19 protein-coding genes are annotated in these 20673 nt (G+C 72.5%); 9 read left to right on the forward strand and 10 right to left on the reverse strand.

The genetic code is table 11. The features are described 5' to 3' along the window. Positions 1-87: 87 nt before the first annotated feature. Positions 88-1191, reverse strand: a complete 1104-nt coding sequence (gene cobT, locus GHR20_RS25975; protein ID WP_153814538.1) for a nicotinate-nucleotide--dimethylbenzimidazole phosphoribosyltransferase — start codon at positions 1189-1191, stop codon at positions 88-90. 136 nt (positions 1192-1327) lie between these two features. Here cobT and GHR20_RS38400 point away from each other — a divergent pair, with 136 nt between their 5' ends. Then, positions 1328-1840 carry a methyltransferase domain-containing protein gene (locus GHR20_RS38400; protein ID WP_343336022.1) on the forward strand — a complete coding sequence of 171 codons (513 nt, stop codon included), beginning with the start codon at positions 1328-1330 and terminating at the stop codon, positions 1838-1840. A gap of 39 nt (positions 1841-1879) precedes the next feature. Here GHR20_RS38400 and GHR20_RS25985 read toward each other — a convergent pair whose 3' ends face one another. Beyond that, positions 1880-3082 carry a bifunctional adenosylcobinamide kinase/adenosylcobinamide-phosphate guanylyltransferase gene (locus GHR20_RS25985; protein ID WP_111582329.1) on the reverse strand — a complete coding sequence of 401 codons (1203 nt, stop codon included), beginning with the start codon at positions 3080-3082 and terminating at the stop codon, positions 1880-1882. A gap of 80 nt (positions 3083-3162) precedes the next feature. On the opposite strand from GHR20_RS25985, the gene GHR20_RS25990 reads away from it, so the two are divergent. Next, on the forward strand, positions 3163-3375 hold the full coding sequence (locus tag GHR20_RS25990) for a hypothetical protein (protein WP_111582330.1): 213 nt from the start codon (positions 3163-3165) through the stop codon (positions 3373-3375). A gap of 107 nt (positions 3376-3482) precedes the next feature. On the opposite strand, the gene GHR20_RS25995 is transcribed toward GHR20_RS25990, so the two are convergent. The 3 genes from GHR20_RS25995 to GHR20_RS26005 form a co-directional block, all read right to left on the reverse strand. Beyond that, positions 3483-4565, reverse strand: coding sequence for a trypsin-like peptidase domain-containing protein (locus tag GHR20_RS25995; RefSeq protein WP_111582331.1), 1083 nt, complete (start codon positions 4563-4565; stop codon positions 3483-3485). 122 nt (positions 4566-4687) lie between these two features. After that, on the reverse strand, positions 4688-5389 hold the full coding sequence (locus tag GHR20_RS26000; RefSeq protein WP_111582564.1) for a methyltransferase domain-containing protein: 702 nt from the start codon (positions 5387-5389) through the stop codon (positions 4688-4690). 83 nt (positions 5390-5472) lie between these two features. Next, the gene (locus tag GHR20_RS26005; RefSeq protein WP_111582332.1) at positions 5473-6096 is read right to left on the reverse strand and encodes a DUF3043 domain-containing protein; all 624 of its coding nucleotides are present in this window, start codon (positions 6094-6096) and stop codon (positions 5473-5475) included. A gap of 268 nt (positions 6097-6364) precedes the next feature. Here GHR20_RS26005 and GHR20_RS26010 point away from each other — a divergent pair, with 268 nt between their 5' ends. The 5 genes from GHR20_RS26010 (at position 6365) to GHR20_RS26030 (ending at position 12873) form a co-directional block, all read left to right on the forward strand. Continuing rightward, entirely contained in the window at positions 6365-7162 is a 798-nt protein-coding gene (locus GHR20_RS26010) for a PspA/IM30 family protein (protein WP_111582333.1), read from the forward strand. Positions 7163-7209: 47 nt separating this feature from the next. Then, positions 7210-7488: a hypothetical protein gene (locus GHR20_RS26015; RefSeq protein ID WP_111582334.1), complete on the forward strand. Its 279-nt coding sequence runs from the start codon at positions 7210-7212 to the stop codon at positions 7486-7488. Positions 7489-7564: 76 nt separating this feature from the next. Next, a complete protein-coding gene (locus tag GHR20_RS26020) occupies positions 7565-8854 on the forward strand; it encodes a histidine kinase (RefSeq protein WP_153814540.1) in 1290 nt (429 codons plus the stop codon). Further along, positions 8851-9531: a response regulator transcription factor gene (locus tag GHR20_RS26025; protein WP_111582336.1), complete on the forward strand. Its 681-nt coding sequence runs from the start codon at positions 8851-8853 to the stop codon at positions 9529-9531. Before GHR20_RS26020 ends, GHR20_RS26025 begins: the two co-directional genes overlap by 4 nt. Before the next feature lie 240 nt (positions 9532-9771). Further along, positions 9772-12873 (forward strand): efflux RND transporter permease subunit, encoded by a 3102-nt coding sequence (locus tag GHR20_RS26030; RefSeq protein ID WP_153814541.1) that lies wholly within the window; start codon positions 9772-9774, stop codon positions 12871-12873. Positions 12874-12964: 91 nt separating this feature from the next. Here the strand turns inward: GHR20_RS26030 and nadA are convergent, their stop codons facing one another. Then, complete coding sequence (gene nadA / locus GHR20_RS26035) at positions 12965-14149, reverse strand: quinolinate synthase NadA (RefSeq protein ID WP_153814542.1); 1185 nt, start codon at positions 14147-14149, stop codon at positions 12965-12967. A gap of 276 nt (positions 14150-14425) precedes the next feature. On the opposite strand from nadA, the gene GHR20_RS26045 reads away from it, so the two are divergent. Further along, positions 14426-14782, forward strand: a complete 357-nt coding sequence (locus tag GHR20_RS26045) for an iron-sulfur cluster assembly accessory protein (protein WP_037652949.1) — start codon at positions 14426-14428, stop codon at positions 14780-14782. 108 nt (positions 14783-14890) lie between these two features. Here the strand turns inward: GHR20_RS26045 and GHR20_RS26050 are convergent, their stop codons facing one another. The 3 genes from GHR20_RS26050 to GHR20_RS26060 form a co-directional block, all read right to left on the reverse strand. Then, complete coding sequence (locus GHR20_RS26050) at positions 14891-15904, reverse strand: DUF4331 family protein (protein ID WP_153814544.1); 1014 nt, start codon at positions 15902-15904, stop codon at positions 14891-14893. Between the two features lie 168 nt (positions 15905-16072). Further along, positions 16073-17488 (reverse strand): hypothetical protein, encoded by a 1416-nt coding sequence (locus GHR20_RS26055; protein WP_243878136.1) that lies wholly within the window; start codon positions 17486-17488, stop codon positions 16073-16075. A 112-nt stretch (positions 17489-17600) separates the two neighbouring features. Further along, positions 17601-17837, reverse strand: coding sequence for a hypothetical protein (locus GHR20_RS26060; RefSeq protein ID WP_153814545.1), 237 nt, complete (start codon positions 17835-17837; stop codon positions 17601-17603). Between the two features lie 183 nt (positions 17838-18020). Between GHR20_RS26060 and GHR20_RS26065 the strand changes: the two genes are divergently transcribed. Then, positions 18021-18995 (forward strand): carbohydrate kinase family protein, encoded by a 975-nt coding sequence (locus GHR20_RS26065; protein WP_111582340.1) that lies wholly within the window; start codon positions 18021-18023, stop codon positions 18993-18995. An 82-nt stretch (positions 18996-19077) separates the two neighbouring features. Here GHR20_RS26065 and GHR20_RS26070 read toward each other — a convergent pair whose 3' ends face one another. Beyond that, positions 19078-20460, reverse strand: coding sequence for a cysteine desulfurase/sulfurtransferase TusA family protein (locus GHR20_RS26070; RefSeq protein WP_153814546.1), 1383 nt, complete (start codon positions 20458-20460; stop codon positions 19078-19080). Between the last annotated feature and the right edge of the window lie 213 nt (positions 20461-20673).

Here is a 20673-nt window from a genome sequence, read left to right on the forward strand (position 1 = left end):
CGGTCCCGGTCCCGACTCCGGCCCCGGCTCCGACTCCGGTCCCGGTCCCGACTCCGGCCCCGGCTCCGGCTTTCGCGCCGGCTCCGGCTACGACTCCAGCCCCGGCTCCGGCTCCTTCTCGGTCTCCGGCTCGGGCTCGGGCTCCGGCTCCCGCTCCGGCATCTCCGCGGCCAGCGCCGCCGCGGCCTGCACCAGGGGGAGCGCCAGCAGCGCGCCCGCGCCCTCGCCGACCTTCACGCCCTGCTGGAGCAGCGGCTCCAGGGCCATCCGGTCCAGCGCCTTCGCCTGCCCCGGCTCCCCGCTGTCGTGCGCCGCCAGCCACCAGTCCGGCGCCCGGAACGCGACCCGCTGCGCGACCAGCGCGCACGCCGCGCTCACCACGCCGTCCAGGATCACCGGCAGCTTGCGCACCGCGCACTGGAGCAGGAACCCGGTCATCGCCGCGAGGTCCGCCCCGCCGACCGCGGCCAGCAGCCGCGTCTGGTCGCCGAGCACCGGCCGCGCCCGGCGCAGCGCGTCCCGGATCGCCGCGCACTTGCGCATCCAGGCGAGGTCGTCGATCGCGACACCGCCCCGCCCGGTCACCACCGACGCGTCGGTCCCGCACAGCGCCGCGATCAGCACCGCGGCCGCGGTGGTGCCGCCCACGCTGATGTCGCCGAGCACCACCAGGTCCGTACCGGAGTCGGCCTCCTCGTCGGCCACGGCGATACCGGCCCGCAGCGCGGCGTCCGCCTCCTCCTCGGTGAGCGCGTCCTCGATGTCGATACGGCCGCTGCCACGCCGCACCCGGTGCCGTACGACGTCCTCGGGGAGGTCGGCCGGGTCGCAGTCCAGGGCCACGTCCACGACCCGGACCGGCACCTGGAGCCGGCGCGCCAGCACCGCGGCGGGGCTCACGCCCTCCAGCACGTCCCGCACCAGCTCCCGCGCGCCGCCCGCGGGCCGCACCGAGACGTCCAGTCCGGCGATGCCGTGGTCGCCGGCGAAGAGGATCAGCCGCGGCCGTTCGACGGTCCGTACCGGTACGGCGCTCTGCGCGGCGGCCAGCCACTCGCCCAGCTCGTCCAGGCGCCCCAGCGCCCCGGGCGGCACGATCTGGCGCTCTCGCCGGGTCTCGGCGTCACGGCGCATGCCTCCGTCCGGGCGCTCGATCAGATCGGTGAACTCGTCCAGATCAATCCTGCTCATTCGCCGAACAGTACCGCCAGCGGGCGAACGGCTCCGCGCCACATCGCCACCACGACCCGGCGATGTCATTGCGTCCAGGATCGGCATCCCATACGTTCCGTTTTGCAGCGAAATGTCGCACAGGGAGCCGCCGTCCATGCCGACCTCGCCCCGCACACCGGAGCCCCTCCTCCAACGCAGCTTCTACGCACACCACTTGGCCCGGATGCGGCACCGCCTCACCGCCCGCGCGCTGTCGTCGCTCCCCGAACCGGAGAGCTGGCTGGACGTGGGCACCGGATACGGCCACTTCCCCCAGGCGGCGAAGCGCTTCTTCCCGTACACGAGCTTCGACGGCGTCGACCCGACGGACCGGGTGGAGCGGGCGCTGGCCGAGGAGCGGGTCGAGGAGGCGTACCGGGGCCGGCTGAGCGACGTGGCGCCCCGCCTGCGCGCCCGCTACGACGTGGTGAGCCTCTTCGGGCCGCCCGCCGACCCGGCCGAACTCCACTGCGCGCTGACGGTCCTGCGCCCCGGCGGCCATCTCGTCCTCGGCGGGACCTGGACACCGGCCGACGTGGAGATCCCCTCCTGTGCGATCCTGCCCGGCGTCCTGCGGATTCCGTACCTCCACCACCACCGGCTCGTGGCCCGCAAGGCCGCCGGATAGCGGCCGCTACCGCCCGACGTCCTCACGGGGCCGCCCGGCTCACCCCCGCAGCACCATCGCCTGCCCCGCCACGACCAGCAGCACCTGCTCGCACTCCGACGCGAACGCTGCGTTCAGCCGCCCCAGTTCGTCCCGGTACCGCCGCCCGGACGCCGTCGCGGGCACGATCCCCGAGCCCACCTCGTTCGACACGGCCACCACCGTCCGCCGCGCGCACCGCACCGCCTCCGCCAGCTCCCGCACCCGCTCCCGCAGCGCCTTCTCGCCCCCGCCCGCCCACTCCGCGTCGTCCCACGCCCCCACCTCGTCCATCACGTCCGTCAGCCACAGCGACAGACAGTCGATCAGCACCGGCGGGCCGTCCGCCGCGAGCACCGGCAGCAGATCCGTCGTCTCGGACGTACGCCACGACCCCGGCCGCCGCTCCCGGTGCGCCGCCACCCGCGCCGCCCACTCGGTGTCCCCGCCCCGCGTCCCGCCGGTCGCGACGTACAGCACGTCGGGGAAGGACTCCAGCCGCCGCTCCGCCTCGACCGACTTGCCGGAACGCGCCCCGCCGAGCACCAGCGTGCGCCGGGGCACATCGGGCACGTCCTCGTACGCGCCGACCACCAGCGTCGTACCGTCGGGCACCGCCCGCGCCCCCGCCGCCGCGAGCCGGCGGCGCAGTTCACCGCCCGGCGGCACATCGTGGCCGAGATGGACCGCGAGCACATCCGTCGTCGGCCCCACCGAGCCGACCGCCCGCAGCCGGGCCAGCGCGTCCGGCCGGCCGACGACATCGGCGAGGACCATGTCGTACGACTCCGCCGACGCCGTCTCCAGACCCGCAGGCGCCCCGCCCGGCGGCAGGTACAGCAGCCGCTGGCCGTCCGGACCGGTCACCGCGTACCCCGTGCCGCCCGCGTCCATCGCCACCGCCCGCACCCGATGCCCCGTCAGCAGCGTCAGCTCCCGCCCGTCCGGCACCCGTACCGGATGCGGCACCCCGGCCGGGACCTCCACCGGGGGCCCGTCGTGCGGGTGGGACAGCAGCACCTGGCGCACCCCGCCCAGCGAGTGCCCGGCCCGCGCCGCCGCGAAGGCCGCGCCGGGGGTGAGGTCGAGCAGCAGCACGCCGTCCACCAGCAGCGCGGTGGCCGCCCGCGCGTGCGGGCCCAGCGCCGTCGCGCAGGCGGCACAGGGGCAGTCGGGGCGGGGCAGGCCGGCGGGGGCACCGGTACCGAGCAGAGTCACTTCCACGGGACGATTTTCGCCTGTCCGAGCGGGTAGTGCGCTTCCGTCTACTCTTCCAGCAGGTGTCGGATCACTAGGAGGCCCATATGACGGCATGGACGTGGCGGTTCGAGAAGGCCGACGGGACGGAGGTCCAGCCCGCGGTCCAGCCCGAGGAGTTCACCACCCAGGGGGACGCCGAGTCCTGGGTCGGGGAGCACTGGCGGGACCTGATGGAGGGCGGCGCGGACCAGGTACGGCTGTTCGAGGAGACCACCGAGATCTACGGCCCGATGAGCCTGCACGCCGACGCCTCCTGACACCGCGGTGAGGAGGGGGCGCACCCCCGGCGCCCCGGGCGCCCCCGGATGCCCGGACACCGGCACCCGGAAGGCCGTACCCCTCCTCACCCCCCTCGCCCCCGCCCTCACTGCTCGCCCAGCGTCACCTGCGCCGTCCGCTCCGCCCCGTCGCGCTGGTACGTGACCGTCGTCCGCTGGCCCGGCCTGTCCGCCGCCAGGGCCTCCTGGAGCGAGGTGATGGTGGTGATGGACTGGCTGCCGACCTTGGTGACGATGTCGCCGGTGCGCAGCCCGGCCCGCGCCGCGGGGCCCCCGCTGTGTACGGTCGCGATGGCGACCCCGGCCGGCTGGAGGCGGTCGTCCACCACGGTCCGCCCGGTGATGCCGAGCGCGGCCCGGCCCGAGTCCACGACCCGGCCCTCGCGCACGATCTGACCGGCGATGGTCCGCGCCATCGACGCGGGGATGGCGAAGCCGATCCCGGCCGCCGCGTTGCCCAGGTTGGGATCGGCCGCGGCCAGCGTCGGGATGCCGACGACCTGCCCGTCGAGGTTGACCAGCGCGCCGCCGCTGTTGCCCGGGTTGATGGCCGCCGAGGTCTGCACCATGTTGGCGATGGTGGCGCCGGTGCCCCCGCCGCTGCTGCCCTCGCTGACGGTCCGTCCGGTCGCCGAGACGATCCCCTGGGTCACGCTGGACGACAGCCCGAGCGGCGAGCCCATGGCCAGCACGATCTGGCCGACCTCCACCTTCTCGGAGTCCCCGAACACCGCGGGCTTCAGCCCGTCCGGCACCCGGTCCAGCTTGATCACGGCGAGATCCTGCTGGGGGTAGGAGGAGACCAGACTCGCGGTGAGCGGCTCCTCGTTGCCCGCCGTGGTCACCCGGAAGGTCTTCTCGTCGCCGACGACATGCGCGTTGGTGACGATGTGCCCCCGGTCGTCGAACACGATCCCGGAGCCCAGATCGCGGCTCGCCTCGATCTGCACGACCGAGGGCAGCGCCTGCCTGATCACCCGCTGGTAGGCGCTCTGGAGATCGCCCGCCGCCATCGGCACGGTCACCGGGCTCGCCGTCGCCGCACCGGGCCGCCGCGCGCTCGGGACGCCGGGGCCCTCGCAGCCCGTCGCGAGCGCCGCGCAGCACAGCAGGACGACGGCGAGGAAGATGCGGCACAGGGCCGGGGTACGGGAAGCGGAAGCGTCCATGCACCGAGTCTGGCCGCGCGCCGGTCAGCGGGCCCGCCGTATTGCCCCGATCGGGCTCGGCCCCGTACTCCGCGCAGCCGGTACGACCCCGCGGGACGCGGCCGGTACGACCCCGGGGGGATTCAGCCCCGTACCCCGCACAGATGCAGCAGCGCCGCGACGCCCCGGTAGGGGTCCGTGCGGCCCGCCCGCTCCTCGGCGGCGAGCAGCGCCGGAAGGTCGTGCGGCGGCGGCGCGTCGTCCGCCGCCAGGTCGGAGAAGACCCGCACGCCGTACCAGGCGTGCAGCGGGGCGGCGATGCCCGCGAGGGTCGCGGTCAGCTCGGCCAGCCGGTCGGCCCGCACGTTCAGGCCGAGGCGGTTGGTGTACGAGGTGGTGTCGAAGGCGGCCAGCGCGCCCGCCGGGTCACCGGCGAGACCGGGCCGCATGGCGAGCGCGTCGCCGTTGCGCACCAGCAGCGAGAGCAGTCCGCCCGGCGCCAGCATCCGCGCCAGGCCCGCCACCAGCGGATCGGGCTCGGCGACGTACATCAGCACACCGTGGCAGAGCACCAGGTCGAAGCTGCCCGGCAGGAAGTGCACCCCGGTGTCCCGGCCGTCGCCCTGCACCAGCCGCACCCGCTCCCGGATGCCCTCCGGCTCCCGGGCCAGCGCCTCGCGCGCCGCCGCGACCATCACCGGGTCCTGCTCGACCCCGGTCACCTGATGGCCGAGGCGGGCCAGGCGCAGGGCCTGGGTGCCCTGCCCGATCCCCACGTCGAGCACCCGCAGTCGGCGCCCGACCGGGAACCGCCCGGCTATCTGCTCGTCCAGCTGCCGCGCCACCAGTTCCTGGCGTACGACATCCCGGAGCCCGCCCACTTTGTCCAGCCAGGAGTGCGCCGCACCCCCGGTGAAAGCGTCTGCGCTCAGGGCCGCTCTCCGCGCTTGACCTGCGGCTTCGGCAGCCGGAGCCGGCGCATCTGGAGCGAACGCATCAGGGCGTAGGCCACCGCGCCGCGCGTGTTGCCGTCCGGGAAGCGCTCCTTGAGGCGCTTCTTCAGACGGAGACCGCTGACGGCGGCGTCCACCACGATCAGGACGATCACCACGGCCCACAGCAGCAGCGCGATGTTCTGGATCGAGGGCACCCGCACCACGCTGAGCACGAGGATCACGATGGCGAGCGGCAGGAAGAACTCCGCCACGTTGAACCGCGAGTCCACCCAGTCACGGGCGAACCTGCGGACGGGGCCCTTGTCGCGGGCCGGCAGGTACCGCTCGTCGCCGCCGGCCAGCGCCGCGCGCTGCTTCTGGAGCGCCTCGCGGCGCTCCTCGCGCTGACGCTTGGAGGCGTCCTTGCGCGTCGTCGGCGTGTTGGCGACGCTGCGGCGCTGGGACTGGGCCTCACTGCGCTTGGGCGTGGGCCTGCCCTTGGGGGCCTGCGGGTCACGGGGCTGCTTGGAGAAGTTCACCGGCTGGTCGGCCTGGGACTTCTCTTCCTTGGCACGGCTACGGAACACAAAGACCAAGGGTAAGGGCATCCGGGGCATGGACCCCAGCCCGGCCGGGAACGATCCGGCAACACCGTGCGTCTGTACGACGCAGAGGGGGCGTTCCGGCGGGTTCGAGCGGGCTTCGGGTGAGGTCCGGGTCGGGGGACCGTCTCCTCCCTGCGCCGGAGCGGTACTGTCCGCAGTCGTTCTTGGGGATGAGCGCATCACGCCCCGGACAGTGCGGTAATGGAGGCAAGGCCCGTACTGTGGGTCTTGTCGCAGGATCGGTGAGCTGGAGTCCGTCAGAAGGGGGCGCGCGAAGCCCATGAGCGGTGTCATGAAGCGTATGGGGATGATCTTCCGCGCGAAAGCGAACAAGGCCCTTGACCGGGCCGAGGACCCGCGCGAGACCCTCGATTACTCGTACCAGAAGCAGCTGGAGCTGCTCCAGAAGGTGCGTCGCGGGGTCGCCGACGTGGCGACCAGCCGCAAGCGCCTGGAGCTCCAGCTCAACCAGCTCCAGCAGCAGTCCGGGAAGCTGGAGGACCAGGGCCGCAAGGCGCTCGCGCTCGGCCGCGAGGACCTCGCCCGCGAGGCGCTGTCCCGGCGCGCCGCGCTCCAGCAGCAGGTGACCGACCTGGAGACCCAGCACGCCACCCTCCAGGGCGAGGAGGAGAAGCTCACCCTGGCGGCCCAGCGCCTCCAGGCCAAGGTGGACGCCTTCCGCACCAAGAAGGAGACCATCAAGGCCACCTACACCGCCGCCCAGGCCCAGACCCGGATCGGCGAGGCGTTCTCCGGCATCTCCGAGGAGATGGGCGACGTCGGCCTCGCGATCCAGCGCGCCGAGGACAAGACGCAGCAGCTCCAGGCCCGGGCCGGCGCCATCGACGAGCTGCTCGCCTCCGGTGCCCTGGACGACCCGTCCGGCATGGCCAAGGACGACATCGCGGCCGAGCTGGACCGGCTCTCCGGTGGTAGTGATGTAGAGCTGGAACTTCAGCGGATGAAGGCCGAACTGGCCGGCGGCACCCAGCAGCAGGCCATCGAGGGCGGCGCCGGTCAGGGCCGGCCGCAGGCCCAGCAGCAGCCGCAGGACACCCCGCGCTTCGACAAGCAGTAGCGCGCACCAGCCGGTCCGCAGCCGGGAGACGAGCCGAGGAGGCCGACGTGATCGTACGGATCATGGGGGAGGGCCAGGTCAGGCTGGACGACTCCCACTTCGCCGAGCTGAACAAGCTCGACGACGAGCTGCTGGCCGAGACGGAGAGCGGCGACGAGGAGGGCTTCCGGCGCACCCTCGCCGCCCTCCTCGACGCGGTCCGCCGGCTCGGCACCTCCCTCGCCGACGACGAACTGGAACCCTCCGACCTGATCCTCCCGGGCCCGGACGCGTCCCTGGCCGAGGTCCGCACCATGCTCGACGAGGACGGCCTGATCCCGGACTGAGCGCCCGCGCACCCCCGGCCGGCCTCGTTCCGTGAACGCCGCCGTCCGCCGGTGCCCGGACCGTACTGTTCCTCGTGTGACCACTCTCGAACGCGCCCGCTGCGAGCTCAAGGCCCACCCCCTCGCGCTCGACGCGGGCCTCGCCGCGGCCGTTCTCGCCTGCATGGTCGCCGGTTCCCTCGCCACTCCCAAGGACGGGCAGGGCGTCACCTGGGGCACCCACATCCCCGCTCCCCTGAGCCTGCTGCTGATGCTGCTGGCCGCCCTCGCCCTGGTCTTCCGTCGCCGCGTCCCCCGCACCGTCCTCGCCCTCACCGGCACCCTCTCCGTGGTGGAGTGCGTCACCGGCGACCCCCGCGCGCCCGTCACGATGTCCGCCGTCGTCGCCCTGTACACGGTCGCCGCCACCACCGACCGCACCACCACCTTCCGCGTCGGCCTGCTCACCATGACCGTGCTGACCGCCGCCGCGATGCTCGCCGGACCCCTGCCCTGGTACGCGCAGGAGAACCTGGGCGTCCTCGCCTGGACCGGCATCGGCGCCACCGCGGGCGACGCGGTCCGCAGCCGCCGGGCCGTCGTCCAGGCCATCCGGGAACGCGCCGAACGCGCCGAACGCACCCGGGAGGAGGAGGCCCGCCGCCGGGTCGCCGAGGAGCGCCTGCGCATCGCCCGCGACCTGCACGATGTCGTCGCGCACCACATCGCCCTGGTCAATGTGCAGGCCGGTGTCGCGGCCCACGTCATGGACAAGCGCCCCGACCAGGCCAAGGAGGCCCTCGCCCATGTCCGCGAGGCCAGCCGCAGCGCGCTCAACGAGCTGCGCGCCACCGTCGGCCTGCTCCGCCAGTCCGGCGACCCGGAGGCGCCCACCGAACCCGCCCCCGGCCTCAGCCTCCTGGAGGAGCTGGCCGGCACCTTCCGCAGCGCGGGCCTGCCGGTGGCGGTCGCCCGCACCGACCAGGACACCCGCCTCCCCGCGGCCGTGGACCTCGCCGCGTACCGGATCGTCCAGGAGGCCCTGACCAACGTCCGCAAGCACGCGGGCGCGGGCGCGCGGGCCGAGGTGAGCGTCGTACGCGTCGGACGGAACATCGAGGTCACGGTCGTGGACGACGGCACCGGCGCGGCCCCCGCCCCCGGCTCCCACCCCGAGCACGACCCCGAGAACATCCCCGACTCCGACCACGGGAAGGGCGGCGGCCACGGCCTCCTCGGCATGCGCGAACGCGTCGGCGCCCTCGGCGGCACCCTCACCACCGGCCCCCGCTACGGCGGCGGTTTCCGCGTCCATGCGATCCTGCCGGTCAGCACCACCGACACCCGCATCGAGGGCCGTACGACGGCACCGGGGGAGCCCGTATGACGATCCGTGTCCTGCTCGCCGACGACCAGGCCCTGCTGCGCAGCGCGTTCCGGGTGCTGGTCGACTCCGAGCCCGACATGGACGTGGTGGGGGAGGCGTCCGACGGCGCGCAGGCGGTTCTGCTGGCCAAGGAGCGCCGCCCCGACGTCGTCCTCATGGACATCCGCATGCCCGGCACCGACGGCCTCGCCGCCACCCGCCTGATCAGCGAGGACGCCGAACTCGACCAGGTACACGTGGTCATCCTGACCACCTTCGAGGTGGACGACTACGTCGTGCAGTCGCTGCGCGCCGGCGCCTCCGGCTTCCTCGGCAAGGGCAGCGAACCCGAGGAACTCCTCAACGCCATCCGGATCGCCGCGGGCGGTGACGCCCTGCTCTCCCCGGCCGCCACCAAGGGCCTGATCGCCCGCTTCCTCGCCCAGGGCGACGGCGACGACGGCCGCTCCCCCGTGCACGCCGAACGCCTCGGCGCGCTGACCGGACGCGAGCGCGAGGTGCTCGTCCAGGTGGCCGGCGGCCACTCCAACGACGAAATCGCCGAACGCCTCGCGGTCAGCCCGCTGACGGTGAAGACGCACGTCAACCGGGCCATGGCCAAGCTCGGCGCGCGCGACCGCGCCCAGCTCGTGGTGATCGCGTACGAGTCCGGGCTCGTCCGGCCGCGGGTGGACTGATCTCCACCCGCGTACCTCCGTACATCTCCACCCGCGTGTACTGCGCGCGGAGTAGGAGGCGGGTAAGGAAACGGGACCTGCGGCCTACGGCCGGGCCTCCCGGATGGCCGAAGGTGGTGGGGTGTGGACGCTCCTGGGCGTCCGTCGCCGCTTCCCGCGCACCTTTGGGGTCCCTGGTGTCCCCTGTCTCCTCGGTGACCGGGAGCGCTTCTGCCGCTCACGGAAGAGAGACCCTCACCCATGTCCTGGCTGTCCAGATTCAGCCTGTCCCAACGGGCCCTCATCGGCCTGATCTCGATCGTCGCCCTGGTCTTCGGCGCGATCGCGATACCCCAGATCAAGCAGCAGCTGCTGCCCACCATCGACCTGCCCATGGTCTCGGTGATCGCGCCGTACCAGGGCGCCGCGCCCGACGCGGTCGAGAAGCAGGTGGTCGAGCCCATCGAGGACGGCCTTCAGGGCGTCGATGGGGTCACCTCGGTCACCTCCACCGCGGGCGAGGGCAACGCCGTGATCATGGCGTCCTTCGACTACGGCAACGACACCAAGCAGATCGTCGCCGATGTGCAGCAGGCCGTGAACCGGGCCCGCAACCAGCTGCCCTCCGAGGTCGACCCGCAGGTCATCTCCGGCTCCACCGACGACATGCCGACCGTCGTGCTCGCCGCCACCTCCGGCAAGGACCAGCAGGCGCTCGCCGACCAGTTGGACAAGACGGTCGTACCGGCCCTGAAGGACATCGACGGCGTCGGCCGCGTCCAGGTCACCGGCGTCCGCGACCTCCAGGTGAATGTCACGCCCGACAACGCCGAGCTGGCCCGGGACGGCCTCACCCCCGCCGCTCTCGCCCAGGCGCTCCAGGCCGGCGGCGCGAGCGTCCCGGCCGGCTCCTTCGACGAGAACGGCGCCAACCGCACCGTCCAGGTCGGCGGCGGCTTCACCACGCTGGAGCAGATCAAGGACCTCACCGTCAGCGGCGCGGGCGCCCACAAGGCCGTACGGCTCGGTGATGTGGCCACGGTCAAGGAGCAGCCCGCCCCGGCCGACTCCCTCACCCGCACCGACGGCCGGCCCAGCCTCGCCGTCAACGTGACCATGGACCACGACGGCAGCGCCGTCACCATCTCCGACGCGGTCAAGGACAAGCTGCCCGGGCTGCGCGAACAGCTCGGCGCAGACGCCAAGCTGACGGTCGTCAGCGACCAGGGCCCGGCCGTCTCCAAGTCCATCAAGGGCCTGACCACCGAGGGCGCGCTCGGCCTGCTCTTCGCGGTCCTGGTCATCCTGCTCTTCCTCGCGTCGCTGCGCTCGACGCTGGTCACCGCGGTGTCCATCCCGCTGTCCGTCGTGCTCGCGCTGATCGTGCTGTGGACCGACGGCCTGTCCCTGAACATGCTCACGCTCGGCGCGCTGACCATCGCCATCGGCCGGGTCGTGGACGACTCGATCGTGGTCCTGGAGAACATCAAGCGGCACCTCGGCTACGGCGAGGAGCGCCGCTCGGCGATCATCGAGGCGGTGCGCGAGGTGGCCGGCGCGGTCACCTCCTCCACCCTCACCACGGTCGCGGTGTTCCTGCCGATCGGCCTGGTCGGCGGCATGGTGGGCGCGCTGTTCGGCTCCTTCAGCATCACCGTCACGGCGGCCCTGCTGGCCTCCCTGCTGGTCTCGCTGACCGTCGTCCCCGTGCTGTCCTTCTGGTTCCTGCGCGCCCCCAAGGGCACCCCCGAGGACGCGGCGGAGGCCCGCCGCAAGGCCGAGGAGAAGGAGGCGAACAGCCGCCTCCAGCGCGCCTACGTCCCCGTGCTGCGCTTCGCGACGCGCCGCCGCCTCACCAGCGTGCTGATCGCGATCGTCGTCCTGGTCGTCACGTTCGGCATGTCCGGACTGCTCAAGACCAACTTCTTCGACCAGGGCGAGCAGGAGGTCATCACGATCAAGCAGGAGCTGAGGCCCGGCACCAGCCTGGCCGCGACCGACGCGCAGGCAAAGAAGGTCGAGAAGCTCCTCGCCGCCACCGACGGCGTCAAGGACTACCAGGTCACCGTGGGCTCCTCCGGCTTCATGGCGGCCTTCGGCGGCGGCACGGACACCAACCAGGCGTCCTACCAGGTGATGCTGAAGGACTCGAAGTCGTACGACAGCGTGCAGCAGCACCTGGAGAGCGGCCTGAAGGACCTCAAGGGCATCGGTACGACCACGGTGTCGGCCGGTGGCGGCTTCGGCAGCCAGAACCTCAGCGTCGTGGTGAAGTCCGCCGACCCGCAGGCCCTGCGTACGGCGGCCGAGCAGGTCCGCTCCACCGTGGCCGGGCTGGACGGCGTCACCGACGTCACCAGCGACCTGTCCACCAGCGTGCCGCGGATCTCGGTGACGGCCAACGCCAAGGCGGCCGCGGCCGGTTTCGACAACCAGAAGCTCGGCGCGGCGGTGGCGCAGGCGGTGCGCGGTACGACGACGGCGAAGGCGACCCTCGACGACACCGAGCGCGATGTCGTCATCAAGTCGGCCGAGCCCGCGACGACCGTCGCCCAGCTGAAGAAGCTGCGCCTCGGCCCGGTCGAGCTCGGCGACATCGCCACGGTGAAGCTGGTGGACGGGCCGGTCTCGCTGACCCGGATCGACGGCCAGCGCGCCGCGACGATCACGGCCAAGCCGACCGGTGACAACACGGGCGCGGTCAGCACCCAGCTCCAGTCGAAGATCAAGGCCCTGAAGCTGCCCGCGGGCGCCGAGGCCCAGATCGGCGGTGTCACCTCCGACCAGAACGACGCCTTCAAGAACCTCGGCCTCGCCATGCTGGCCGCGATCGCGATCGTCTTCATGCTGCTGGTCGCGACGTTCCGCTCGCTGGCCCAGCCGCTGATCCTGCTGGTCTCCATCCCGTTCGCGGCGACCGGCGCCCTCGGCCTGCTGATCATCACGGGCACCCCGATGGGCGTCCCCGCCATGATCGGCATGCTGATGCTGATCGGCATCGTGGTGACCAACGCGATCGTGTTGATCGACCTGATCAACCAGTACCGGGCCCAGGGTTACGGCGTGGTCGAAGCCGTGATCGAGGGGGGCCGCCACCGTCTGCGCCCCATCCTCATGACCGCCCTGGCCACGATCTTCGCCCTGCTGCCGATGGCCCTGGGCATAACGGGCGAGGGCGGCTTCATCGCCCAGCCGCTCGCGGTCGTGGTGATCGGCGGCCTGATCACCTCCACCCTGCTGACCCTCCTGCTGGTCCCGACCCTCTACGCCATGCTGGAGCTCCGCAAGGAACGCCGCGCGAAGAAGAAGTCGGCCAAACGGCAGCCGCCCGCCCCGGCGAAGCCGGACCTGGCCCAGGTCTGACACCGGTCCCACACGAAGAGGGGCACCCCCGGAGATCCGGGGGTGCCCCTCTTCGTGTGTACCGCGGGTGGTGACGGCAGCGCGCCGGAGGCTACGGCAGGGCCAGCATCCGCTCCAGGGCCAGTTTCGCGAACTTCTCCGTCTCCTCGTCGACCTGGATGTGGTTGACCAGGTTGCCCTCGGCGAGGGATTCCAGGGTCCAGACCAGGTGGGGGAGGTCGATGCGGTTCATGGTGGAGCAGAAGCAGACCGTGCGGTCGAGGAAGACGATCTCCTTGCCCTCGGGGGCGAAGCGGTTGGCGAGGCGGCGGACCAGGTTCAGTTCCGTGCCGATCGCCCACTTCGAGCCGGCGGGGGCCGCCTCCAGGGCCTTGATGATGTACTCGGTCGAGCCGACGTAGTCCGCCGCGGCCACGACCTCGTGCTTGCACTCCGGGTGGACCAGGACGTTCACCCCGGGGATACGGGCGCGCACGTCCTCGACCGACTCCAGGCTGAAGCGGCCGTGGACCGAGCAGTGGCCGCGCCACAGGATCATCTTCGCGGCGCGCAGCTCGTCCGCGGTCAGGCCGCCGTTCGGCTTGTGCGGGTTGTAGACGACGCAGTCCTCCAGGGACATCCCCATGTCCCGCACGGCGGTGTTGCGGCCGAGGTGCTGGTCGGGCAGGAAGAGCACCTTCTCGCCCTGCTCGAACGCCCAGTCCAGCGCCCGCTCGGCGTTGGAGGACGTGCAGATGGTGCCGCCGTGCTTGCCGGTGAACGCCTTGATGTCGGCCGAGGAGTTCATGTACGACACCGGCACGACCTGCTCGGATATCCCGGCCTCGGTCAGCACGTCCCAGCACTCCGCGACCTGCTCGGCCGTCGCCATGTCGGCCATGGAGCAGCCGGCCGCGAGGTCCGGCAGGACGACCTTCTGGTCGGCGGAGGTGAGGATGTCCGCCGACTCGGCCATGAAGTGCACACCGCAGAAGACGATGTACTCGGCCTCCGGACGCGCGGCCGCGTCCCGGGCCAGCTTGAAGGAGTCGCCCGTGACGTCGGCGAACTGGATCACCTCGTCACGCTGGTAGTGGTGACCGAGCACAAACACCTTGTCGCCGAGCTTCTCCTTGGCGGCGCGGGCGCGCTCGACCAGGTCCGGATCGGACGGCGAGGGCAGATCGCCGGGGCACTCGACACCGCGCTCGCTCTTCGGGTCGGCCTCGCGGCCGAGCAGCAACAGGGCGAGCGGAGTCGGCTGGACGTCGAGCTCCGGGGTCTGGGCGGTGGTCACGACACGCACCCTTTCTATTTTTCGTCTATCTGACGCTATCTATCATAAACGCTTCACGTCAGTTTGACGATGGCCCTCGTGTTCATGTGACGTGAATCCCGGGCCGTCCACCCCCGATCCCCCCGCGGGCCGCTGTGCGCCTTCGCCCGCGTATGCGAGCATGAAGGGGCAGAAGGCAAAATCGCGACCACGTGACGCCCGGCCCGGAATGAATCCGCGGAAGCGCCGGTTGCACTCGTCGGCAAGCAGTCTCCGTACAACCCGGGAGAGATGTAGATGTCCGTATCGGACGAGACCACAACCGTCAGCGACGGCATCATCCTGACCGACGCCGCCGCGGCCAAGGTCAAGGCCCTGCTCGACCAGGAAGGCCGTGACGACCTCGCGCTGCGCGTCGCCGTTCAGCCCGGCGGCTGCTCGGGCCTGCGGTACCAGCTGTTCTTCGACGAGCGTGCCCTCGACGGCGACGTGGAGAAGGACTTCGGCGGGGTCAAGGTCGTCACCGACCGCATGAGCGCCCCCTACCTGGGCGGCGCCACCGTCGACTTCGTGGACACGATCGAGAAGCAGGGCTTCACGATCGACAACCCGAACGCGACCGGCTCCTGCGCCTGCGGTGACTCCTTCAGCTGAATCATCCGGCTGAGCGATCGCCATCGGGTGTGAAGATCGGCTGACGACAGAGGCGGCGGCCCCCGTGAAGGGGGCTCGCCGCCTCCGTCGTACCCGCTCGGGACTCCCTCAGGAAGCCGGGTGCGGGTCGCCGAGGTAGGGGAACCGGTCCAGGGTGTCGGTGTGCGGCGACAGACCGGTGGGCGGCGCCTCGTTCTTGGTGAGGAACGCGACGCGGATGTCGATGACGTCCTCCGTGAACGTCCGGCCGTTCGGGTACACCGCGGGCCTGGACGGGTCGAAGTGCAGTACGTCCGGCAGGATGCCGTGCTCGTCGAGCGCGGCGATCGCCTCCTCGCGCGAGTAGCCGCCGGTGTGGCCCAGCAGATGGACGAACTGGTCCGTCCATCTGGCCCGGTCGTTCGCCGGCTCGCTCGCGTTGTACTCCTCCTTCGTGTCGTCGGTGTTGAAGAAGCTGCTGATCGACGGGTGTCCTGCCCGGTCCGCGTGGACGAGTTCGCCCTCGCGCAGGACGCTGCACCGGCCCCAGATGTGCAGGTCGGACTGGGCGGCGAGTTCCGCCGTCGGCAGTTCGACGGCCATGGAGAAGACATTGGCCGAGGCGTTGGAATCGACCCCCGTCCAGGGGGACTCGCCGCCCAGGTGCGGCGCGGTGAAATTCCGTTTGCCGCTGGTGTCGAACAGGTTCTTGATCCCGTCGAAGTCGAAGAAGAAGGCATCGCTGCGGCTGCCCGCGGCCACCTGGTACTCGCCGAAGGTGACCACATTGGCCCCCGGGCCGAAGGAGACCGCGGCATCCGCGACGAGCTTCGTGCCGACCGCCTCGGACCGCCGGGCCTCCGCGCCGGTCGCCATGAAGACGCTGTAGGTCTGCGAGCCGTCCGCCGCCGGCGGGCCGAACACCCAGCTGAAGGCGACGTCGGTCAGATAGTCGCCGTCGTTGTCGATGTTCAGGCGGTACACGGCGTCGGGATGCAGGGCGTCCGCGTTCGGGTTGGCGTTCAGGATGAGCACGGTCCTGCTCGGATCGGCGGGTGCCGCGAAGGCGTACAGGTCGCACAGATCCAGGCGCTGGTCGCCGAGTGGTGGTCCAAGACTGAGGCCGGTGAAGTGGTTGGACATGCCGGGCCCTTCCGTTGCTCGCCCGTCGGAAAACCGCTGAAATGTCACGTTAACCGGCACATCGATGCGGTCGCAGAGGGCGAAGGAAGGGCTGTTGGACAACCGCTCGAACGGATCACCGGCAGGCGAGCGCCTGCCGTACGGGAGCGAGCCTTTGCCGGGCGGGGGCTACGGCCGCGCCGCGCCCGGTTTCGCCTGCGGGAGCCGCGCGCCGTCCGCGCCGACCACCGTCCGGCCGTCCACCGGCGCCTTCAGCCGCACGGTCCGCGTGAACTCCTTGGCGATCATCGGGCAGACCTTGCCCTCCTGCCGGTGTTCGGTGACCGTGACCGTCACCCGGGTGGCGCTCTCCCGGGCCGCCGCCGTGTAGTCGGCGCACAGCCCGCCGAAGAAGCTCACGGTGAGCTTCCGGTCGTCGGCCGTGTAGCCGGTGATCTTGACCGCGTTCCCGGGGCTCGTGGGCGACGCCGAGGGCGACGAGGGCGAAGAAGGGGACGAGGAAGTCAGATAGCGGGGGTCGATCGCCGGGTACGACACCGTCCCCGAGTCCCGCGTCGTGAACAGCCAGGACGGCACCAGGGCCGGCCGGCCGCCGACCGTGTGCGCGGTCAGGCCGAACACCGCCTTGTCCACGGCGACCGTCCCGGAGGACGTCGGGGACGCCTGCCCGCACGGCCCCTCCAGACGCGTCGCGAACCGCGCCGGGCTCGCACAGCCGCCGGGCCCCATCCGGTGGTCGCCCTTCGGTGCCGCGTTCATCAGCGCGAGGGTCTTCTCCGCGTCCAGGACGGGGTACGTCGCCCCCTTCACCGGCGTCGACAGCAGCCCGTGCCCGCCGACCACCTCACCCTGGCCGCCGACCGTCAGCCCGGTCGACCAGCCGGTGGTGGGCAGCCCGCCCACCACCGGGTCGGCGGTCACCACCCGCTGCTTGCCCATGAGCTGTCCCGCATCGGTCCGCGCGCCGTCCAGACCGGCCGCCCGCAGCACGGGCGCCGCCGCCTTCTCGGCCGCCGCCGCACTCACCGGCGCCCCGGTCGGACCCACCGGACCGGGCGCGCACAGGGGGCCCTTCCCGCAGTCGTCGGTCCCCGGCGCGTACCGGCTGAAGGTCCAGTTGCCCGGCGCGTCCCGGTTCACCTGGAGGGTCGGTCCCGAACCGTCCTTGCCGCCGATCCGCCAGCCGTGCGCCTCGGCCACCGGCGTCCCGCTCACCCCGAGCGCCTTCGCCAGCCGGACCACCTGGTCCTCGCGGACCTCCGCCCCCGCCCCGTACACCGCCGCCGCGCCGGGCCCCTTCGGCAGCGCGCCCTGCGCCACGTAACGGGCGCCGTAGGGGTCCGGTCCCGCGTCCAGGGCGAGCGGCGGGGGAGTGGTGGAGTCCGCCGCGGCGGGGGTCGTACGACCGCCCGGGCCGTCGCTCGCCGCGACGTACGCGCCACCGCCGCCGACCAGCAGGACGGCGGCCAGGGCGGAGAGGACGACGGCACGCGAGCGCCGTCGGGAACGCCCCGCGGGGATCTCCCGCTCGTCCGGTGCCTCGGGGACTTCCCCCGACGGGTTCTCAGGTCGCTCCGTGTTCACCGCATCGCTCCTCGCCGGTCCGTGTCACGCGTGCCCCGCGTGGGGGGACGACCATGGGACGAGGGAGGTGGGCGGGAGGTTCCCGGGCCTACGCCGTACGGGTGAGCGGGGGTCAGTCGCCGTACTCGGACATGCCCTCCAGCAGCCGCACCGAGCGCTTCGACACCGAGACCCTGCGGATGCGGGACGGCGGTACCGGGCGGGACGCGGTGCGCGCGGGCGCCGGCCAGCGCTGGGCCATCCGCGCGCAGTCGCCGCGCAGGGTGTCGAGGCCGCCCTCCAGATCACCGGGGGCGGGGGAGACGGGGGTGCCGGACGCGGCGGACGAGGAGCCCTTGAGGTTCGTCATGAGGGAACCGTAGGCACGGTCGAGGCCGCGAAGAAAGATCTACTATCGGGTAGTTTCGTCAACTACAGCGCCCGCCCCTGACCGGGTAGCGTGAACTGTCAACGCAGCCTCCCGTCTCCCACCGCCGCCCTTCCCACGAGCGCTATCGCGCGCACCTTCTTATTCCGCAGGAGAATCCCCGTCGTGCGCATCGCAGTCACCGGCTCCATCGCCACCGACCACCTCATGACCTTCCCCGGCCGGTTCGCCGACCAGCTCGTCGCGGACCAGCTGCACACGGTTTCGCTCTCCTTCCTCGTCGACAACCTCGACGTGCGCCGCGGCGGTGTCGCCGCGAACATCGCGTTCGGCATGGGCCAGCTCGGCACCCGGCCGATCCTGGCCGGCGCGGCAGGCTTCGACTTCGACGAGTACCGGGCGTGGCTCGACCGGCACGGCGTCGACACCGAGTCGGTCCGCATCTCCGACACCCTGCACACCGCGCGCTTCGTATGCACCACCGACGCCGACCACAACCAGATCGGCTCCTTCTACACGGGCGCGATGAGCGAGGCCCGGCTGATCGAGCTCAAGACGGTCGCCGACCGGGTGGGCGGCCTCGACCTGGTGCTGATCGGCGCCGACGACCCCGAGGCGATGCTCCGCCACACGGAGGAGTGCCGGTCCCGCTCGATCCCGTTCGCCGCCGACTTCTCGCAGCAGATCGCCCGCATGGAGGGCGAGGAGATCCGGATCCTGCTGGAGGGCGCCACCTACCTCTTCTCGAACGAGTACGAGAAGGGCCTCATCCAGACCAAGACCGGCCTCACCGACGAGGAGATCCTCGCCAAGGTCGGCCACCGGGTGACCACGCTCGGCTCGCGCGGTGTGCGCATCGAGCGGGCCGGCGCGGACCCGATCGAGGTCGGCTGCGCGGAGGAGGAGCGCAAGGCCGACCCCACGGGTGTCGGCGACGCCTTCCGCGCGGGCTTCCTGTCCGGCCTGGCCTGGGGCGTCTCGCTGGAGCGGGCGGCGCAGGTGGGCTGCATGCTCGCGACGCTGGTCATCGAGACCGTGGGCACGCAGGAGTACCAGCTGCGCCGCGGCCACTTCATGGAGCGGTTCGTGAAGGCGTACGGCGACGAGGCGGGCGAGGAGGTCCGTCAGTACCTGCGCTGACGGCAGCATCCGTGCCGAGGGCCGCGCTTTGCGCCGGGGGCGGCACCTGCGCCGACGGCAGTGCCTGCGCCGAGGGCGCCGGTCAGCCGAGCCGGCGGACCAGGTACGCCGTTCCGCCGTCCGCCGGTTCCTCGCCCACGTACTCCTGTCCCCGCATCTCGCACCACGCCGGGATGTCCAGGCGGGCCGCCTCGTCGTCCGACAGGACGCGGACGGTGCCGCCCACGGGGACGCCGGGGAACACCTTGGCCAGCTCGATGACCGGGACGGGGCAGCGCTTGCCGAGGGCGTCCACGACGAGGACGGCCGGCCCGGTCGCCGGGCCGGCGGCCGCCGCGGGGGCGCCCAGCTTGTCCCGTACCCCGGCGACGACCCCCGGCAGCACGGCCAGGAAGCGCTCCACGTCCTCCCGGGCCGTGCCCGGCGGCAGCGACACCCGGACGTTGCCCTCGCTGAGCACGCCCATGGCCTTCAGGACATGGCTCGGGGTCAGGGTGCCGCTGGTGCAGGAGGACCCGGAGGAGACGGCGAAGCCCTCGCGGTCCAGCTCGTGCAGCAGTGTCTCCCCGTCGACATAGAGACACGAGAAGGTGACGATCCCCGGCAGCCGCCGCTCCGGGTCGCCCACCACCTCCACCTCGGGCACCAGCAGGGGCACCCGGGCCCGGATGCGCTCCGTCAGCTCCCGCAGCCGTACCGCCTCCTGGGCCGCCTCGGCCCGTACCGCGCGCAGCGACGCGACCGCCGCCACGACGGCCGGGATGTTCTCGAACCCCGGCGCGCGCCCCGACTCCCGTTCGTCCGCCGGACCCTGGGCGGCGAACCGCACGCCCTTGCGCACCACGAGCAGCCCGACCCCCGAAGGGCCGCCCCACTTGTGCGCGCTGGCCGCGAGCAGCGACCAGCCGCCCTCGACGGGCCCCCAGCCCAGCGACTGCGCGGCGTCCACCAGCAGCGGCACCCCGGCCGCCTGGCAGACCTCGGCGACCTCGGCCACCGGCTGGGCGGTGCCCACCTCGTGGTTGGCCGACTGGAGCACGGCGAGGGCGGTGTCGCCGCGCAGCGCGGCCGCGTAGCCCGAGGGGGACACGGCGCCCGTCCGGTGCACCGGCACCCGGGTCACCGAGCCGCCCTCCGCCTCGCACACCTCCGCCGAATGGAGGACAGAAGAGTGTTCGACCGCTGACACGATCAGGTGGCGTCCCACCCGCCGCCTTCCGGCCAACGCCCCCGCGACACCCGTATGTACGGCCCGCGTCCCCGACGGGGTGAAGACCAGCTCGTCCGCCCGGCACCCCACCGCCTCGGCCGCCGCCTCCCGCGCCGCGTCCAGCAGCATCCGTGCCTTGCGCCCCTCCCGGTACAGCCGCGCGGGATCGGCCCAGCCGTCGTCCAGGGAAGCCAACAGCGCCTGACGGGCGACGGGATGGAGAGGGGCGGCGGAAGCCGCGTCGAAGTAGGCCACGACTCCACGGTAGAACGCCGGTGACCTGTGCGGACCTGTGGGGCGCGGGCTGTGCAGCCGGCGGTTCCGCCGCGTGGCGCGGGACCCGGCCACGCATCCGCACCCGCCCCCCAAACCCCCACAACCCGAGCTATTGGGCACCCATCCACACCCCAACTGAGTGAGGCGCGACGCGTATGCCCCCCTCCCCGCGAACCCCCGGAGGGCGTCGGC

The organism is Streptomyces sp. SUK 48 (assembly GCF_009650765.1).
Taxonomy (GTDB): domain Bacteria; phylum Actinomycetota; class Actinomycetes; order Streptomycetales; family Streptomycetaceae; genus Streptomyces.